Origin of the sequence: Paraburkholderia sp. GAS206C, assembly GCF_050435645.1 — a bacterium.
Classification (GTDB): domain Bacteria; phylum Pseudomonadota; class Gammaproteobacteria; order Burkholderiales; family Burkholderiaceae; genus Paraburkholderia; species Paraburkholderia phenazinium_B.
In genome coordinates, this window is record NZ_JBNDKR010000007.1 from 211,352 (window position 1) to 227,941 (window position 16,590).

14 protein-coding genes are annotated in these 16,590 nt (G+C 61.0%); 8 read left to right on the forward strand and 6 right to left on the reverse strand.

Features of this window, described 5'->3' with window-relative positions; genetic code table 11:
* Positions 1-8: 8 nt before the first annotated feature.
* The 3 genes from dbpA to cadR all read right to left on the reverse strand — a co-directional run bounded on the left by dbpA (position 9) and on the right by cadR (position 2,157).
* Complete coding sequence (dbpA, locus tag P3T20_RS20685; protein ID WP_429287657.1) at positions 9-1,421, reverse strand: ATP-dependent RNA helicase DbpA; 1,413 nt, start codon at positions 1,419-1,421, stop codon at positions 9-11.
* 21 nt (positions 1,422-1,442) lie between these two features.
* Complete coding sequence (locus P3T20_RS20690) at positions 1,443-1,628, reverse strand: hypothetical protein (protein WP_074263018.1); 186 nt, start codon at positions 1,626-1,628, stop codon at positions 1,443-1,445.
* Between the two features lie 97 nt (positions 1,629-1,725).
* Positions 1,726-2,157, reverse strand: coding sequence for a Cd(II)/Pb(II)-responsive transcriptional regulator (gene cadR / locus P3T20_RS20695; RefSeq protein ID WP_429287658.1), 432 nt, complete (start codon positions 2,155-2,157; stop codon positions 1,726-1,728).
* Positions 2,158-2,236: 79 nt separating this feature from the next.
* On the opposite strand from cadR, the gene P3T20_RS20700 reads away from it, so the two are divergent.
* From P3T20_RS20700 to P3T20_RS20710, 3 genes are all read left to right on the forward strand, one after another.
* Positions 2,237-4,510: a heavy metal translocating P-type ATPase gene (locus P3T20_RS20700; protein ID WP_429287659.1), complete on the forward strand. Its 2,274-nt coding sequence runs from the start codon at positions 2,237-2,239 to the stop codon at positions 4,508-4,510.
* 318 nt (positions 4,511-4,828) lie between these two features.
* Entirely contained in the window at positions 4,829-6,349 is a 1,521-nt protein-coding gene (gene adh / locus P3T20_RS20705) for an aldehyde dehydrogenase (protein ID WP_429287660.1), read from the forward strand.
* 66 nt (positions 6,350-6,415) lie between these two features.
* Complete coding sequence (locus P3T20_RS20710; protein WP_429287661.1) at positions 6,416-6,808, forward strand: DUF779 domain-containing protein; 393 nt, start codon at positions 6,416-6,418, stop codon at positions 6,806-6,808.
* 20 nt (positions 6,809-6,828) lie between these two features.
* Here P3T20_RS20710 and eutC read toward each other — a convergent pair whose 3' ends face one another.
* Both eutC and P3T20_RS20720 read right to left on the reverse strand, forming a co-directional pair.
* Positions 6,829-7,623, reverse strand: a complete 795-nt coding sequence (eutC, locus tag P3T20_RS20715; protein WP_429287662.1) for an ethanolamine ammonia-lyase subunit EutC — start codon at positions 7,621-7,623, stop codon at positions 6,829-6,831.
* Positions 7,620-9,014, reverse strand: a complete 1,395-nt coding sequence (locus tag P3T20_RS20720) for an ethanolamine ammonia-lyase subunit EutB (protein WP_429287663.1) — start codon at positions 9,012-9,014, stop codon at positions 7,620-7,622. Before P3T20_RS20720 ends, eutC begins: the two co-directional genes overlap by 4 nt.
* A gap of 329 nt (positions 9,015-9,343) precedes the next feature.
* On the opposite strand from P3T20_RS20720, the gene P3T20_RS20725 reads away from it, so the two are divergent.
* Positions 9,344-10,198: an AraC family transcriptional regulator gene (locus tag P3T20_RS20725; RefSeq protein ID WP_429287664.1), complete on the forward strand. Its 855-nt coding sequence runs from the start codon at positions 9,344-9,346 to the stop codon at positions 10,196-10,198.
* Positions 10,199-10,540: 342 nt separating this feature from the next.
* On the opposite strand, the gene P3T20_RS20730 is transcribed toward P3T20_RS20725, so the two are convergent.
* Positions 10,541-11,452 carry a LysR family transcriptional regulator gene (locus P3T20_RS20730; RefSeq protein ID WP_429287665.1) on the reverse strand — a complete coding sequence of 304 codons (912 nt, stop codon included), beginning with the start codon at positions 11,450-11,452 and terminating at the stop codon, positions 10,541-10,543.
* A 99-nt stretch (positions 11,453-11,551) separates the two neighbouring features.
* Here P3T20_RS20730 and P3T20_RS20735 point away from each other — a divergent pair, with 99 nt between their 5' ends.
* The 4 genes from P3T20_RS20735 to P3T20_RS20750 all read left to right on the forward strand — a co-directional run bounded on the left by P3T20_RS20735 (position 11,552) and on the right by P3T20_RS20750 (position 16,278).
* Complete coding sequence (locus tag P3T20_RS20735) at positions 11,552-12,856, forward strand: CitMHS family transporter (RefSeq protein WP_074265893.1); 1,305 nt, start codon at positions 11,552-11,554, stop codon at positions 12,854-12,856.
* 15 nt (positions 12,857-12,871) lie between these two features.
* Positions 12,872-14,230 carry an acyclic terpene utilization AtuA family protein gene (locus tag P3T20_RS20740; RefSeq protein ID WP_429287666.1) on the forward strand — a complete coding sequence of 453 codons (1,359 nt, stop codon included), beginning with the start codon at positions 12,872-12,874 and terminating at the stop codon, positions 14,228-14,230.
* 1 nt (position 14,231) lies between these two features.
* A complete protein-coding gene (locus tag P3T20_RS20745; RefSeq protein ID WP_429287667.1) occupies positions 14,232-14,543 on the forward strand; it encodes an AtuA-related protein in 312 nt (103 codons plus the stop codon).
* A 130-nt stretch (positions 14,544-14,673) separates the two neighbouring features.
* A complete protein-coding gene (locus P3T20_RS20750; protein WP_429287668.1) occupies positions 14,674-16,278 on the forward strand; it encodes a tannase/feruloyl esterase family alpha/beta hydrolase in 1,605 nt (534 codons plus the stop codon).
* Positions 16,279-16,590 lie beyond the last annotated feature (312 nt).

Genomic DNA, 16,590 nt, shown 5'->3' on the forward strand with positions numbered 1-16,590 from the left:
CGTGACGCTTACTCGTCCATCATGCGGACTTTGACCTTCTTGCCCTTCACCTTGCCGACGCTGAGCTTGCGCAACGCATCGCGTGCGATGCTGCGTTCAACTGCGACGTAGGTCGAGAACTCCGTCACATTGATCTTGCCGATCTGCGAGCCGGCGAAACCCGCTTCGCCGGTCAGCGCGCCGAGCACGTCGCCCGGACGGATCTTTTCCTTGCGGCCGCCGAGAATCTGCAGCGTTTCCATCGGCGGCAACAGGCGCTCGTTACTGGTCGACGTCAGCTCCGATAGCGGATGCCACTCCACCTCACGTCCCTGCGCCTGCTCGAGACTACCGACGCGGCCCATCTCGTTCATGCTCGCGAGACTCAGTGCCCAGCCCTCCTGATCGGCGCGTCCCGTACGGCCGATACGATGCACGTGCACCTCGGGATCCGGCGTCACATCGACGTTGATCACCGCTTCGAGCTGCGCGATGTCCAGCCCACGGGCGGCAACGTCAGTCGCTACCAGCACCGAGCAGCTACGATTCGCAAACTGGATCAGCACCTGATCGCGCTCGCGCTGATCGAGTTCGCCGTGCAGTGCGAGCGCATGAAAGCCCTGCGCACGCAGCACGTCGAGCAGATCGCGACATTGCTGTTTGGTATTGCAGAATGCCAGCGAGCTCACCGGGCGGTAGTGATTCAGCAGCAGCCCGACTGCGTGCAGCCGGCCGTCTTCCGTCACTTCGTAGAAGCGTTGACGAATCTTGCTGTTGTCATGCCGCTCCTCCAACTTTACTTCCTTGGGATTGCGCAGGAACTGCTGGCTCAGCTTGACGATGCCATCAGGGTACGTCGCGGAGAACAACAGCGTCTGGCGCTCCTTCGGACACTGACGCACGACGGTCGCGATGTCGTCGAAGAAACCCATGTCGAGCATGCGGTCGGCTTCATCGAGTACCAGCGTGTTCAGCGCGCCCAGCGCGAGACTGCCGCGCTCGAGGTGATCCATGATGCGCCCCGGTGTACCAACGACGATATGCGCGCCTTGCTCCAGGCTAGCGGTTTGCGGGCGCATCGGCGTGCCGCCGCACAGCGTCAGCACCTTGATGTTCTGTTCGGCGCGCGCGAGGCGGCGGATTTCCTGCGTGACCTGATCGGCCAATTCGCGCGTCGGGCACAGCACCATGGCCTGCACGTCGAAGTTGCGCGCATCGAGGCGCGCCAGCAGTGCGAGCGAAAACGCCGCGGTTTTGCCGCTACCGGTTTTCGCCTGGGCGATCAGATCGTTGCCGGCTAGCGCGATCGGCAGGCTCGCAGCCTGGATCGGCGTCATCTCGACGTAGCCGAGCTGCGTGAGATTGGCGAGCATCGCCGGCGCCAGCGGTAGCAGGCTGAAGGGTGCGCCCGGAGGCGCGGCGGTGGTCGTGGGACTGTTCATGTGTCGAGGGCTCGGCTGGGCTTACTGGAGGGGACGGCCATCGATCTGCTCGTAGACCACCGAGCCATCGTCCGCGTCGAAGCGCTCGACGTAATTGCGTGCGCCGCACATCGGGCAGCGGAACAGGAGCCCCTGGCCCTCGTTCTTGATGACGACGTCTGCCTGCTCCCATCGCGCTTCACAGGACTGGTTTCTACACTTGAACACGTTGATTCTCCAACTTCGATTCGTTTAATGGTGCGGCCCGGCAGCAGGCGTCGCGCGCGTGCTGCCGGGCAATGGGTCCGACCGGGTCGGCGCCCGCTCAACCCAGATGGGTATGCCGCGAACGGGGGGCGCTCACTTCCATGTCGGTGAGTCCGTGGACGATGCCGCAATCCTCGACGGTCTGTTCGATCTGGCATTGCTCGCGCAACGACGTCAATTGCGCCTTGAGTTGCTTGAGCTCGTCGATCCGCGTATCGACATGCGCAATGTGCTCGTCGATCAGCGTGTTGATCGCGCCGCAGCCGTCGGCCGGGGTATCGGTCAGGCGTAGCAGGGCGCGGATTTCGTCGTGCGTCATGTCGAGCGCGCGGCAGTTGCGGATGAAACGCAGGCGTTCGACGTGGCGCGCCGCGTAGCTGCGGTAATTCGCTTCGGTGCGGTCCGCTTCGGGCAACAGGCCCTCTTTCTCGTAGAAGCGGATGGTTTCGGTGGTGCAGTGGGCAATCTTCGCGAGTTCGCCGATTTTCATGGAGCCTCCGGATTGCGTCCTTGACCTTGTAGTGGCTTCAAGGTGTTTACTAGACCACAAATCCAGCCAGGAAGCCACCATGCCTCACGCCAGCCACGCAGAAACGCACCGTCACGAGCACGGGGAGTCGTGCGCTCACGCCCATCCGGAGCGGGTTTCGCCACATGAGCACGCCCACAACCACACCGACGCCTGCTGCTCTGCCGCCCCCGTCGCGCTGGCCAAGCTTTCTGGACCCGAAACTATCGGCGCTAACGTGCGCACCGCGATCCGCATCATGCAGATGGATTGCCCGACCGAAGAGGCGTTGATCCGCAAGAAGCTCGGCCGGATGCCCTACGTGCGCAGCCTCGACTTCAACCTGATGCAGCGCGTGCTTACGGTCGTGCATGCCCCCGAGGCGCTCGGCTCGATTCTGGCGAGCCTGCGCTCGCTCGATTTCGAACCTCAACTGGCCGACGCAACCGCCCCGCTCACGAACCCACCCGCCGAGCCGCACAAGCCGTGGTGGCCGCTGGCACTTGCCGGTGCGGCCGCTGTGGGCTCCGAAGCGGTTAGCTGGCTCGGCGCACCCGCGTGGCTCGCGGCGGTGCTGGCCATCGTCGCTGTGCTGTCTTGCGGCCTCACCACCTACAAGAAAGGCTGGCTCGCCATCCGCAATGGCAACCTCAACATCAACGCGCTGATGAGCATCGCGGTCACCGGCGCGCTGGTCCTGCAGCAATGGCCAGAAGCTGCCACGGTAATGGTGCTGTTCACGATCGCCGAACTGATCGAAGCCAAATCGCTCGACCGCGCCCGCAACGCGATCAAGGGCCTCATGCAACTGACGCCCGAAGAAGCCTCCGTCCAGCAGCCCGACGGCAGTTGGCGCGCTGTCGATATCAAATCGGTCGCACTGGGCGAGATCGTGCGAGTAAAGCCGGGTGAGCGAATCGGACTTGATGGCGAGATCGTCGCAGGCCGCTCGAGCGTGAACCAGGCGCCGATCACTGGCGAAAGCCTGCCGGTCGACAAAGCCGAAGGCGACGCCGTATTCGCCGGCACGATCAACCAGAGCGGTTCCTTCGACTACCGCGTGACGGCCGCCGCCAGCAACACCACGCTTGCTCGCATCATCCACGCGGTCGAAGGAGCGCAAGGCTCCAAAGCGCCGACGCAGCGCTTCGTCGACCAGTTCGCCCGCGTCTACACGCCGATCGTGTTCGCCGTCGCGCTGGCTGTGGCGATCCTCCCGCCGATGCTGTTCGGCGGCCTGTGGTACGAGTGGGTCTACAAGGCGCTGGTGATGCTGGTGATCGCCTGCCCGTGCGCGCTGGTGATCTCCACCCCGGTGACGATCGTGAGCGGTCTCGCGGCCGCCGCCCGCCAGGGCATCCTGATCAAGGGTGGCGCGTACCTCGAGCAGGGCCGCAAGCTGAAGTGGCTCGCTCTCGACAAGACCGGCACGATCACCCGCGGCAAACCGGTGCAGACGGACTTCGAAATGCGTGTGGAGGATGTCGCACTCACCCGCTGCCGCAGCCTTGCCGCGAGTCTCGCTGGTCGCTCCGATCATCCGGTGTCGCAGGAGATTGCGGGCGCGGCCAAAACCGACGGTATCGAGTGGTTGAAGGTTAGCGGGTTCGAGGCGATTCCCGGACGCGGCGTGCGCGGCATGATCGACGGCACGCCGTATCTGCTCGGCAACCACCGCCTCGTCCACGAACTCGGCCGCTGCTCGACAGCGCTCGAAGCACGGCTCGACACGCTCGAACGCCAAGGCAAAACCGTCGTCATGCTGATGGACGAAGAACGCGTGCTGGCCCTCTTCGCCGTCGCCGATACGGTGAAGGAGAGCAGTCGCGCCGCGATTGCCGACCTGCACAAGCTGGGGGTGCAAACGGCCATGCTGACCGGCGACAACCCGCACACGGCCGAAACCATCGCGAGCCTCGTCGGCATCGATCGCGCACTCGGCGACCAGTTACCGGAAGACAAGCTCAAGGCCGTAGAAGGGTTGTCGGCCAATGGCGTGACGGTCGGCATGGTGGGCGACGGCATCAACGATGCCCCGGCGCTCGCTCGCGCAGACATCGGCTTCGCGATGGGTGCGATGGGCACCGACACCGCCATCGAAACCGCAGACGTCGCCCTGATGGACGACGACCTGCGCAAGATTCCGCTCTTCATCCGGCTCTCGCAGGCGACGCACTCGATACTGGTGCAGAACATTGCCCTGGCGCTCGGCCTGAAGGCGGTGGTTCTGACGCTCACGTTGATGGGCTACGGCACGATGTGGATGGCCGTGTTCGCCGATGCAGGCGCCAGTCTGCTGGTGGTGGGCAACGGCTTGCGACTCCTGCGCAAGTAAGCTTGAACTCGCCGCAACCACTCAACCGCTGCCGCAGTACGCGGCGGCCTCACGCCCCGTGCTCACCTTATCCATTGCAGCCTTCCCGCTCTTTGGATTGTTCAATTCCTGAACACTCTGCACACCCTCTGCTCCTAAACAGCACGCGCCACACTGAACACATTGAACAGTTCCAACGGCGAGGTACGTCGATGGTGTCCACCGGGCCATGCTGAGTCTCCGGTCACATGCGTTGGCACGCTTCTGGCGTATTCGACGGGCGGCAAGCGGATCGCCGCGCCGGGTATTCCACCATTCGAACATGTGAGGAGCGCACAGATGAACCACGCAGAAATGCAGTTTCTGACCACCGAATTCCCGTACAAAAAGCAGTATCAGAACTTTATCGGCGGTGAATGGGTGAAGCCGGTTGGCGGCGAGTACTTCGACAATATCTCGCCCATTACAGGTGAACCGTTCACTTCGATTCCGCGTTCGCGCGAAGCCGATATCGAACTCGCGCTCGATGCCGCGCATCGCGCCAAAGTGGCATGGGGCAAGACCTCGACGACCGATCGCGCCAACATCCTCAACCGCATCGCCGATCGCATGGAAGCGAACCTGCAGCGTATCGCCGTCGCAGAGACGATCGATAACGGCAAGCCGCTACGCGAATCGATGGCCGCGGATATCCCGCTTGCCATCGATCACTTCCGCTATTTCGCAAGCTGCGTTCGCGCCCAGGAAGGCTCGATCTCCGAGATCGACGGCGAAACCATGGCCTACCACTTCCACGAACCGCTCGGCGTGGTGGGGCAGATCATCCCGTGGAACTTCCCGATCCTGATGGCGGTGTGGAAGCTCGCTCCAGCGCTGGCAGCCGGCAATTGCGTCGTACTGAAGCCGGCAGAGCAAACGCCCGCTTCGATCCTTGTGCTGCTCGAACTGATTCAGGATCTGCTGCCGGCAGGCGTCATCAACGTCGTCAACGGCTTCGGTCTCGAGGCAGGCAAGCCGCTCGCGTCGAACAAGCGCATTGCCAAGATTGCCTTCACCGGCGAGACGACCACTGGCCGCCTGATCATGCAATACGCGAGTCAGAACATCATCCCGGTAACGCTGGAGCTCGGCGGCAAGAGTCCGAATATTTTCTTCGCCGACGTGATGGATCACGACGACAGCTTCTTCGACAAGGCGCTCGAAGGCTTCACGATGTTCGCGCTGAACCAGGGTGAAGTCTGTACCTGTCCGTCGCGCGTGCTGATCGACGAAAAGATCTACGACCGCTTTATGGAACGTGCGCTCAAGCGTGTTGCCGCAATCACGCAAGGGCACCCGCTCGACAGCAAGACCATGATCGGCGCGCAAGCTTCGCAGGAGCAGCTCGAAAAGATCCTCTCGTACATCGATCTTGGCAAGCAGGAAGGCGCGGAATGCCTGATCGGCGGCGAGCGCAATGCACTCGACGGTGAGCTGAAGAAAGGCTACTACGTGAAGCCGACGGTATTCCGCGGCCAGAACAAGATGCGTATTTTCCAGGAAGAAATCTTCGGGCCGGTGGTGTCGGTGACGACCTTCAAGAACGAAGACGAAGCGTTGGAGATTGCGAACGACACTCTGTACGGTCTCGGCGCCGGCGTGTGGAGCCGCGACGGTTCGCGCGCTTTCCGCATGGGACGCGGCATTCAGGCGGGGCGCGTGTGGACCAACTGCTATCACGCGTATCCGGCGCATGCGGCGTTCGGCGGCTACAAGCAATCGGGCATCGGCCGTGAAAATCACAAGATGATGCTCGATCACTATCAGCAAACGAAGAATCTCCTCGTCAGCTACAGCGACAAGCCGCTCGGCTTCTTCTGAGCAAGACGTTCCTTGTGAGCGGGCCGCATCGTGCGGCTCGCTTTCTTTTCTTCAGCGGGGAATGTTATGGCCGACAAGGAAGTGGAACGCGTGATCGTGACGCCGGCAGCGGCGGAGTTGATCGGGAAACTGCAGGCCGAGCATGGGCCGGTGTTGTTTCACCAGTCCGGAGGATGCTGCGACGGCAGCGCGCCGATGTGTTTTCCGGCGGGAGAGTTTATGGTCGGCTCATCCGATGTGAAACTCGGCACGATCGCGGGCGTGCCGTTCTATATGAGCGAATCGCAATTCGAGTATTGGCAGCACACACAATTGATCATCGACGTCGTGCCGGGCAATGGTGGGATGTTTTCGCTCGAGCGGCCCACGGGGATGCGGTTTCTGACGCGCTCGCGGCTCTTCGAGGACGATGAGAATGCATGGCTGGAAACGCATCCGGTTGAACGGGCGGATGCGTGAGGCAATTGCATCGCGCCGTACTACTCGCTTTCGGATGTCAACGCGATATCGGCCGTTGCCGGCGGCGCTTCAAGCAGTGCGTCGCTATCGTCCTTTAGACCTACGCCAGTCAGGCCCAGTCGGCGCGCGTGTGTCAGCAGATAGTGCAGCTTGTGCGCCGCGCCCGCATAGCTCAACCCCTCTGGACGTACATTCGAAATGCAATTGCGCTGCGCGTCGCTGCAGCCCACTTTAGGCGCATACGTCAGATAGATGCCGAGGCTATCCGGCGAACTCAAACCTGGACGCTCGCCAATCAGCATCACGACGAGCCTGGTGCGGAGCAGTTCGCCGATCTCGTCGCCAAGCGCCACCCTCGCCTGCCGTGCGATCACAACCGGTCCGATCTTCCAGTCACCCAGCTTTGAACATACCGCCTGCAATAGCGGGATCGACTGCTTCGCGGCGGCGAAGGCCGACAAGCCATCGGCAATCACGAACACCACTTCGGGCGGTTCCACCGCAACCTGCTTAAGCACATCTCGACTCTCGTCCGACAAACGCCGGCCCAGATCCGGACGGCGCAAATAGTGTTGCCGGTCCGGCGCAGCGCTATGCACGTCGAGCGTCGTGAAACCATTGGCGCGTAACTGCTCGTGCAGCGACTCCGCATCCAGCGGCTGATGCACCGCGTCCCGAGCTTGAGCATGCGACAGATTGAACGCGAGCAGCGGCGCGGTCGGCAAGCTGTTGCCCGCACGGCCCAAGGCGATGCGCGCATTGGTGAACTGACGCAACGCGTTCCATGGGTTCTTTTCGAGGAAATCCTTGCTCATGCGATCCCCATCCATTCATGCGCGCTTTCGAGCAAGGGCTGCCGGGTGGCTCCGTTGAGCAGAATGCCGCGCGTATCGGTAATCTGCATCGACTCCAGCCATTCTTCGAATTCAGGCGCGCGTCTTAAGCCCAGGATTTCACGCACATATAACGCGTCGTGGAATGACGTGCTCTGATAGTTCAGCATTACATCGTCCGCGCCGGGTACGCCCATGATGAAGTTGATGCCCGCGGCGCCAAGCAGCGTCAGCAGGTTGTCCATATCGTCCTGATCTGCTTCCGCGTGATTCGTATAGCAGATGTCGCAACCCATCGGCACGCCGAGCAGTTTGCCGCAGAAGTGATCTTCGAGACCGGCGCGCGTGATCTGCTTGCCGTCGTACAGATACTCCGGACCAATAAAGCCGACCACCGTATTGACGAGGAACGGATTGAACTTGCGTGCCACCGCATAGGCGCGCACTTCGCAGGTCTGCTGGTCGACGCCATGATGTGCGTTCGCCGAGAGCGCGCTGCCCTGCCCGGTTTCGAAATACATTACGTTGTTGCCGACCGTGCCGCGATTCAGCGAAAGCGCCGCCTCGTAGGCCTCCTGCAGCAGTGCGAGCGAAATGCCGAAACCGGCGTTGGCTTTCTCGGTGCCCGCAATCGACTGGAACACCAGATCGACTGGCGCGCCTTTCTCGATAGCGGCGATCGTATTGGTGACGTGAGTCAGCACACACGATTGCGTCGGCACCTGGTAGCGCTGCCGGAAGTCGTCGATCATCAGCAGCAACGTGGTGATCGCAGCAAGACTGTCGGTGGCCGGGTTGATCCCGATCATCGCGTCGCCGCAGCCGTACATCAGGCCATCGAGCATCGAAGCGGCGATGCCCTTGACGTCGTCGGTCGGATGATTCGGTTGCAGACGCACCGACATATGACCCGGCAAGCCCACCGTATTGCGAAACCGCGTGACCACCGGACGCTTGCGCGCCGCGGCAATCAGATCCTGGTTGCGCATCAGCTTCGACACCGCGGCGACCATCTCTGGCGTCAGTCCTGCGGCGATTCGAGTCAGCGCGACGGCATCCGTCTCACTGCTCAACAGCCAGTTGCGGAAGTCGCCTACCGTCAGATGGGCAATTTCGGCGAAGGCTTCGGGCGAGTGATCATCGATCACGAGGCGTGTGACTTCGTCGCTTTCGTAGGGAATCAGCGCCTCATTGAGGAAGGTGCGCAAGGGCACCTGGGCAAGCGCCATCTTGGCCGCGACGCGCTCTTCCTCGGTGGGTGCGGCAACGCCTGCGAGCTGGTCGCCCGAACGCAGCGGGCTCGCCTTTGCCATCAGCGTTTTCAGATCGGCAAACAGGTAGGTACGACTGCCGATGACTTCCCTATAACTCATCTCTACGACTCCGTCGCCGCTGCTCGCGCAGCGGGTTGATCCGTCACATGCTTCGAATGGCGCGCCGCACGTGCTGCACATGCTCTGCCTGAGCGGACAGGCCTCAGGCGATGGTAGTAGGCCATTAATCGAGCCGTTATCAGAGGTCGGCAAAGATCGATAACGGGAAAGACGTTGCGAATTTTACGATGGCTGAGGGATTTTTGCTGCATCGCAACACCGAATGCGGTCAAATTTTTCCTGGACTCCTCCGCAAAATCCGCAGGATTTGGTAAATCGCGGCGTGGTACTTTGGTTCGTACTCAACGCCTGCTCTCTTCGCTACCACCATGAACGACCTCAGTCACAGGGCACGCTACGAAGCGCGTTTGAACCGCGTGCTCGACCATATTTACGATCACCTCGACGAGCCGCTCGATATCGACAGGCTGGCGGAGATCGCCTGCCTGTCGCCCTACCACTGGCATCGGATCTATCAGGCGATGCATGGTGAAACCGTGGCATCGACGGTGCGCAGGTTGCGGCTACATCGCGCGGCGGGATATCTGGCGAATGGCTCGCTACCGATTGCAGAGATTGCGGAGCGCTCCGGGTACAGCAGTCTGCAGTCGTTTTCACGGACGTTTCGGACGGTGTTCGGCATGCCGCCGGCGCAATATCGCAAGCAAGGCACACATAGCCGGTTTCGGCCGGCGCAATCAGGAGACGATGAAATGGTGATGCGTGAAGTGGTGATTCGGGATGTGCCCGCCATGCAGGTTTTGACGATCGATCATGTCGGCTCGTATATGCAGATCGGTAAGGCTTTCGATGCGCTGATCGGATGGCTTGCTGCGCGAAGCCTGCTTTCGCCTGAGATGCGGATGATCGGGATTTACTACGACGATCCAGGGATCGTGGCCGAAGCGGAGTTGCGGTCGAAGGCCGGCGTGGTGCTGCAGGATGCGGTTGAGGTAGCGGCGCCGGTTTCATCGACGCACGTGCGCGGCGGACGGTATGCGGTGTTGCAGCACAAAGGACCGTATGCCGATATGGCCGCGGCCTATCAATGGCTATATGGCGAATGGCTCGTGCAATCGGAACATGAGGCGGCCGATGCGCCTGTCTTCGAGGAGTATCTGAACAATCCTAAAGACACGGCGCCCTCTGAGTTGCTGACGGAGATCTGCTTGCCTTTGGCCTGACGTTGCCGAAGACGTTGAAAGTGAGCCTGTCTGCTGCGCTTTTGCGCGGAGGCGATGCGATGCGGTCCATGTGCGTTCTATGTCTTTCACTGTATACATATATATACGTAGTAATAGTTAACAAGGGCGGTCGCTTTCTGTGGATAACGCCAATCTTCACTGGCAGATCAAGGCGCTACGGATTCCATAACCCTACGGGTGGTTCGTGAACAGGCCGTCTAAGCCAGGGACAACTTTTGCCTCGCTGTGACGGGCCAGCGTTTTATCAAAGTTCGACCCACAGGAAGTTAGGGGCTTTATCCCCGTGTTGTCCAAACGGGTGTGTGGATAACTCGCTTCCTGCTACCTACCTTTGCCTTTGCGCGTCCCTTCTACCGCCGACGCGATCGCGGCCACGAACGCCTCCGTTATCGGCGGCAAGGTTCGGCCGCGTTTCTTGACGAGCGCGATGGGGCGAACAAAACGAGGATCGTCGATGGCGCGCGCCACGACGCTCTTCTCCGCAAGAATCTCGCGGGACGAACCAGGCAGAATCGTCAGCCCTAGACCTGCACGTACCATCGCGACGGCAGTCATCATGTACATGGGCTCGCAGGTGAGCACGGGCGCGACACCCGCCTGCTCGAACGCGGCGTCGACGACAGCGCGCACACTCGTGCCCGCAGCGGTTAGCACCAGCGGATAGCCTGCGAGGCTCTCGAGCGTGATGCGCCGCTTCTTCGCAAGCGGATGGTCGAGCGGACAAACGATGCACAACCGATCCTCGCCCGCATGAAGCACCTCGAGCGATGGATCAACCACCTCGCCGCCCGTCAAACCCAGATCGGCCTCCTCGCTGCGCACCAGACGATTGACGACGCTCGCGACCACGTCGCGAATATCGAATGCCGCGCCCGGCACCTGTTGTCTGAAATCGCGCACGAGATCCGGCAGCAGACTGGCCGCGAACGACGGCAAGCAGGCGATGCGGACCGCACCGGTTGAGCCATCGCTCAAGGCGCGTGCGTCGAGAAGAACATGCTCCATCTCCCGCAACGACTTCTGTAAAACGGGGAGCAGTTCCCTGCCGACCGGCGTCAGCGCGACGTTCCGGCTGTTGCGGTCGAAGAGACGTGCGCCCAGCGTTTCCTCGAGCCGACGGATCTGCACCGTCAACGCCGGCTGAGACAAATGCAAGCGCACGGCGGCTCGCGTGAAGCTGCCAGCTTCAGCGACGGCGATAAAAGCACGGATTTCGCGGAGGTTCAGATCCATTACGAAGTGTGATTGCTGCAATCAAATCATTTCAATTGCTCTATTCATGCGTGGAACCTACGCTTGTCGACACTAAAAGACAAGATCGGAGACAAACACGTGTTGCCATTACTGGGTCTGGCCACCATCGTCGTCCTGCTCGCGGCGATCCTTTCCAAACGCATGTCGCCGCTGGTCGCGCTGATCATCGTGCCGATCGCCGCATCGCTGATTGGCGGCTTCGGGCTGCAAACCAGCAAGTTTGTGATCGACGGGTTGAAGAGCCTCGCGCCTGTCGTCGGTATGTTCGTGTTCGCGATTCTTTATTTCGGCACGATCACGGATGCGGGGACGCTCGATCCGATCATCGATCGCATCCTGCGAACGGTCGGCACGCGGCCGACGCGCATCGTCATGGGCACGACGTTGCTGGCGCTGCTGATTCACCTCGACGGTTCGGGTGCGGTGTGTTTTCTCGTGACGATTCCCGCGATGCTGCCGCTCTATGACCGCCTGAACATGGACCGGCGCGTGCTGGCCGCGGCGGCGTCGATGGCGGCGGGCATCAATTTTCTACCGTGGACGGGGCCGATGATTCGCGCGTCCGCGTCGCTGCATCTGCCAATCTCCGAGCTGTTCAATCCGCTGATTCCCGTGCAGATCATCGGCCTCGTGTTTGTCTTCGGGATGGCGTTCTGGCTTGGGCTACGCGAAGAACGGCGGCTCGGACTGACAGCTGCCGACGGCAATGTTCCCATGCCCCAACGCGAACTCACCGAAGAACAGCAGGCGCTGCGCAGACCGCGCAACTTCTGGTTCAACATCGTGCTGACCATCATCGTGTTGGGTTCAATGGTCGTGATGGGTGAGAAAGTGCCGCCCGCGCTCGTGTTCATGGTGGGGCTGTGCGTGGCGTTGCTCGTGAACTATCCGAACGTCGATATGCAGCGTCAACGGATCGATGCTCATGCACGCGCGGCGTTGATGATGGCCGGGATTCTGCTCGCGGCTGGGGTGTTCACCGGTGTAATGCAAGGCAGCGGCATGCTCAAGGCGATGGCGCAAACCGCTGTGGGGTTCGTGCCGGCGACGATGGCCTCGCATATTCCCGTCGTGCTCGGTCTGGTTTCGATGCCGCTCAGCCTGCTGTTCGATCCCGACTCTTTCTATTTCGGCGTGCTGCCTGTAATTGCTGAGGTTGCAGGTCAGCTTGGAGTGCCAGCGGTGAAGATCGGCCAGGCAGCATTGCTGGGTCAGATGACCACTGGGTTCCCGGTTAGCCCTTTGACGCCCGCGACTTTTCTTGTGTGCGGGCTGACTGGCATCGATCTCGCCGATCACCAGAAATTCACGTTTCCACTCCTGTTCGGTGCGTCGATCGTGATGACGATTGCGTGCGTCGTGTTGGGTATTTTTCCCCTTTGATCTGGTTGAGCTGCAATGAATACAGTGGATTCCTCACGGGTGGTTCGCCTCGGTGCCGGTGCCGGTTATTCAGGTGACCGTATCGAGCCGGCAGTGGAGCTTGCGACGCACGGCGCGGTCAACTATCTCGTGTTCGAGTGTCTTGCGGAGCGGACTATTGCGTTGGCACAGCAGGCGCGGCGACAGGATCCTGAGAGTGGGTATGACCCGCTGCTCGAGGCGCGCATGCATGCGGTGTTGCCGGTGGCGAGGCGTAACGGTGTGCGCATCGTCTCCAATATGGGGGCGGCGAATCCGCTCGCGGCGGCGCGCAAGACGGCGGCGATTGCTCGTGAACTGGGGCTTGGCGGTCTGAAAATCGCTGCGGTTACGGGCGACGATGTGCTTGATGTCGTGCGCAGTGGTGCCTACCGCTTTGAAGAATCGGGGCACGCGGTTGCTGACTTCGACGAGCGCATCGTGTCGGCTAACGCCTACCTTGGCGCTGCGCCGATCGTGGCTGCGTTAGACGCCGGAGCGGATGTTGTGCTGACTGGACGTGCAGCTGATCCCTCGTTGTTCACCGCGCCGTTGATTCACGAGTTTGGTTGGGCCTTCGACGATTGGGATCGACTCGGGCAAGCGACGGTAGTCGGACATCTGATGGAGTGCGCCGGGCAGATCACCGGAGGGTACTTTGCTGATCCTGGGTTCAAGGATGTTGCCGGTCTCGCGCGCCTGGGTTTTCCGATTGGTGAGGTTTCAGCGGATGGCTCGGTGGTTATCACCAAGGTCGCTCACGCTGGAGGCTTCGTAACGGAGGCGACCTGCAAGGAGCAGTTGCTCTATGAGATCCATGATCCGAGCCGTTATCTGCAGCCTGATGTAGTGGCGGACTTTACGCAGGTGCGGGTTGTGGAGCAGGCGAAGGACCGCGTGCGTGTGACGGGAGGACGTGGGACGCCGCGCACACCGACGCTCAAGGTTTCGGTGGCGTACGTGGATGGGTATATCGGTGAGGGGCAGATTTCCTACGGTGGGCCAGGTGCATTAGCCCGTGGCCGGCTCGCGCTTGAGATTGTGCGCGACCGGCTAACGATGACCGGTGTCGATGTGAGCGAATTGCGCTTCGATCTGATTGGTATGGATTCGCTTTATGGCCCTTCCCTTGGTAGTGGCAGCGGAGAACCGTACGAAGTGCGAGCACGTGTAGCGGGACGGACGGCTTCGAAGGCCGAGGCAATTCGTGTCTGCAACGAAGTGGAGACGCTCTACACGAACGGACCGGCGGGCGGTGGCGGCGTGACCAAAAGCACACGTGAGGTGGTCGCCGTGCAATCGGTCTTGCTGCCGCGCGATCTGGTGCAGCCGACATACACGATCGTGGAGGTTTGATATGAAACTGCGAGAACTTGCGCACTCGCGTACGGGCGACAAAGGCAACACGCTGAACGTATCCGTGATCTGTTATGACGAGCGTGACTATGGACATCTGCTTCAGCACGTCACGCCAGAACGGGTGAAGGCGCATCTGGGCGACGTGGTGCGCGGTGAGGTGATTCGCTATGAACTGCCGTTGATTGGTGCGATGAACTTCGTGCTGAAGGAAGCGCTTGGCGGCGGTGTGACGCGTTCGCTTGCGATCGATGCGCATGGGAAGTCGGTTAGTTCGGCGTTGCTGGATCTTGAGGTTCCTGCTAAGGACTAGACGCGAGCGCTATGGAGCTCGCGCGCCACACCGAATGCTTATTAACTTAGGCAGATAACACGGAGGAGACAGGATGGTGAGTCATAGCGGTCAGGCGGTTGAGATTTCTGCGCGATGGAAGAAGCGGTCCTTGCAAGTTGCCAGAATGGTCGCGGCGGCAGTGGTGTGTTATTCAGCCTCGGGTTTTAGCGCAGCGCGTGCCGCCGAATCGCAGCAGGCTTCAAACTGCAGTGCGCTCCAGCAAACCAACATCAAGGACACGCGAATCGAGTCGGCACAAGTCCTCCCGGCGGGCAGCGTCTTCAAGGATCCCGACGGCAAGCCTGTGACGACATCGGTGAAAGTGTGCCGCGTCGTCGCGACGGTGAGCACCGAACCCACCGAACAGGTAGGGATTGAAGTGTGGCTGCCACTCGATGGCTGGAACGGACGTTTGCTCGGCGTGGGGTCGGGCGGCTTTGGCGGTTCGATCGTGTACAGCGAACTGGCGCCCGCTGTAGCGCGTGGCTTTGTCGCGGCCAATACCGATACCGGCCACAAGGGCGGCGCGCAAGGCGCGATCGGTCAGCGCCTCGAATGGGCTCGCAACCCCGTACAGTTGCGCGACTGGGGTCATACGTCGATTCACCTGATGACGGTCGCAGCGAAGGCGATCACCCGTGCTTACTACGGTCAGAGCGCGAAGCACGCTTACTACAGCGGCTGCTCGACGGGTGGCGCGGAAGCCATGGAAGAAGTCGAATACTTTCCGGATGACTATGACGGCGTGCATGCTGGGTCGCCGGGCATGGGCTATAGCCATCTGATGGAGAGCTTTCTGTGGGGCGCCAGGCTGCCCGCGCAGCAGCCTGAAGCGAAGCTGACGCCGGCGGCGCTCACGCTGCTCAATCGTGCCGTGCTCAAGAATTGCGGGGGCGATGCGGCAATCGAGGACGGTTTTCTGGACAACCCATTGGCGTGTCATTTCGAACCGGCGCAGTTGCAGTGCAAAAGCGGTGATGACGCCGCGCGATGTTTGAGCGCGGCCCAGGTTCATGAAGCCGAGCGGCTGTATTCGCCGGTGCTTGATTCTCGCGATGGGAAGCAGCTTTATCCTGGGTTTGCGCGAGGCAGTGAAAGTCAGTGGAACCTGATTCAGGGTGCGTTAGTGCCGAACTATGCGCAACCGCTGGTCGCGAATACTGTGTTCGACAATCCTGATTGGGACTGGACGACGTTTGATTTCGGTGCCGATGCAGATCGCGTCGATGCAAAGCTCGCGCCCATCAGCGATGCCATGCACACGGATCTCTCACGCTTCAAGGCGCGTGGCGGCAAGTTGATCATGACGCAGGGATGGGCTGATTCATTGAACGCGCAAACCTTGCCAATTGAATTCTTTGACGCGGTGGCAGCGCGTGAAGGAAGCGTACCGAATGCGCAGCGATTTTTCCGGCTGGTGATGGTGCCGGGAATGAGTCATTGCGGTGGTGGGCCTGGGCCCAGGACGATTGGGGGGCAGTTGCCGCCTACGGTGTTGAATCGGCAGCGGGATGTGGTGAGTGCGCTGCAGGGGTGGGTGGAGGATGGGAAGGCGCCGGCTGAGTTTGTGTCGACGAAGTATGTGGATGATAAGCCGGCGGCGGGAGTGCGGTTTGAGAGGCGGCTTTGTGTTTATCCGGAGGTGGCGGGGTATGACGGGCGTGGGGATCGGAGGGTGGCTGGTAGTTTTAGGTGTGTGGTGGCGGGGAGGTGAATAGAAACATCAGTCCGACGAGACGCAGGATCGCAGAGCGCAGACAACAAAAGATGAATTTCATTGTTGTAGCGTTGTGACGGATTGATTGGCGCGCATCAAAGATTATCTTGAAAACGCTCGATACACCTAAGCATTGACAAAGGTGTATCGCTCAACTATTGTCAGCTCGCGGGACGACGGGTCAAGCTTGCCAAGGGACAGGCAATCGATGTTTCCAGGCACTACGGGGCTACCCCGTGGATCAGCATGATCTCCGCAGTTCGTCGCATGAGCCATGGTTGCGCGTTGCGCAAATCAGCTCACGCAGCA

Excerpts from the sequence above, each read along its gene's own strand:
- P3T20_RS20710 (WP_429287661.1), top strand. The coding sequence starts at position 6,416 with ATGGCCGACAAGGAAGTGGAACGCGTGATCGTGACGCCGGCAGCGGCG.
- P3T20_RS20745 (WP_429287667.1), top strand. The coding sequence starts at position 14,232 with ATGAAACTGCGAGAACTTGCGCACTCGCGTACGGGCGACAAAGGCAAC.
- adh (WP_429287660.1), top strand. The coding sequence starts at position 4,829 with ATGAACCACGCAGAAATGCAGTTTCTGACCACCGAATTCCCGTACAAA.
- P3T20_RS20720 (WP_429287663.1), bottom strand. The coding sequence starts at position 9,014 with ATGAGTTATAGGGAAGTCATCGGCAGTCGTACCTACCTGTTTGCCGAT.
- P3T20_RS20740 (WP_429287666.1), top strand. The coding sequence starts at position 12,872 with ATGAATACAGTGGATTCCTCACGGGTGGTTCGCCTCGGTGCCGGTGCC.
- P3T20_RS20725 (WP_429287664.1), top strand. The coding sequence starts at position 9,344 with ATGAACGACCTCAGTCACAGGGCACGCTACGAAGCGCGTTTGAACCGC.
- P3T20_RS20730 (WP_429287665.1), bottom strand. The coding sequence starts at position 11,452 with ATGGATCTGAACCTCCGCGAAATCCGTGCTTTTATCGCCGTCGCTGAA.
- cadR (WP_429287658.1), bottom strand. The coding sequence starts at position 2,157 with ATGAAAATCGGCGAACTCGCGAAGATTGCCCACTGCACCACCGAAACC.
- dbpA (WP_429287657.1), bottom strand. The coding sequence starts at position 1,421 with ATGAACAGTCCCACGACCACCGCCGCGCCTCCGGGCGCACCCTTCAGC.
- P3T20_RS20700 (WP_429287659.1), top strand. The coding sequence starts at position 2,237 with ATGCCTCACGCCAGCCACGCAGAAACGCACCGTCACGAGCACGGGGAG.
- eutC (WP_429287662.1), bottom strand. The coding sequence starts at position 7,623 with ATGAGCAAGGATTTCCTCGAAAAGAACCCATGGAACGCGTTGCGTCAG.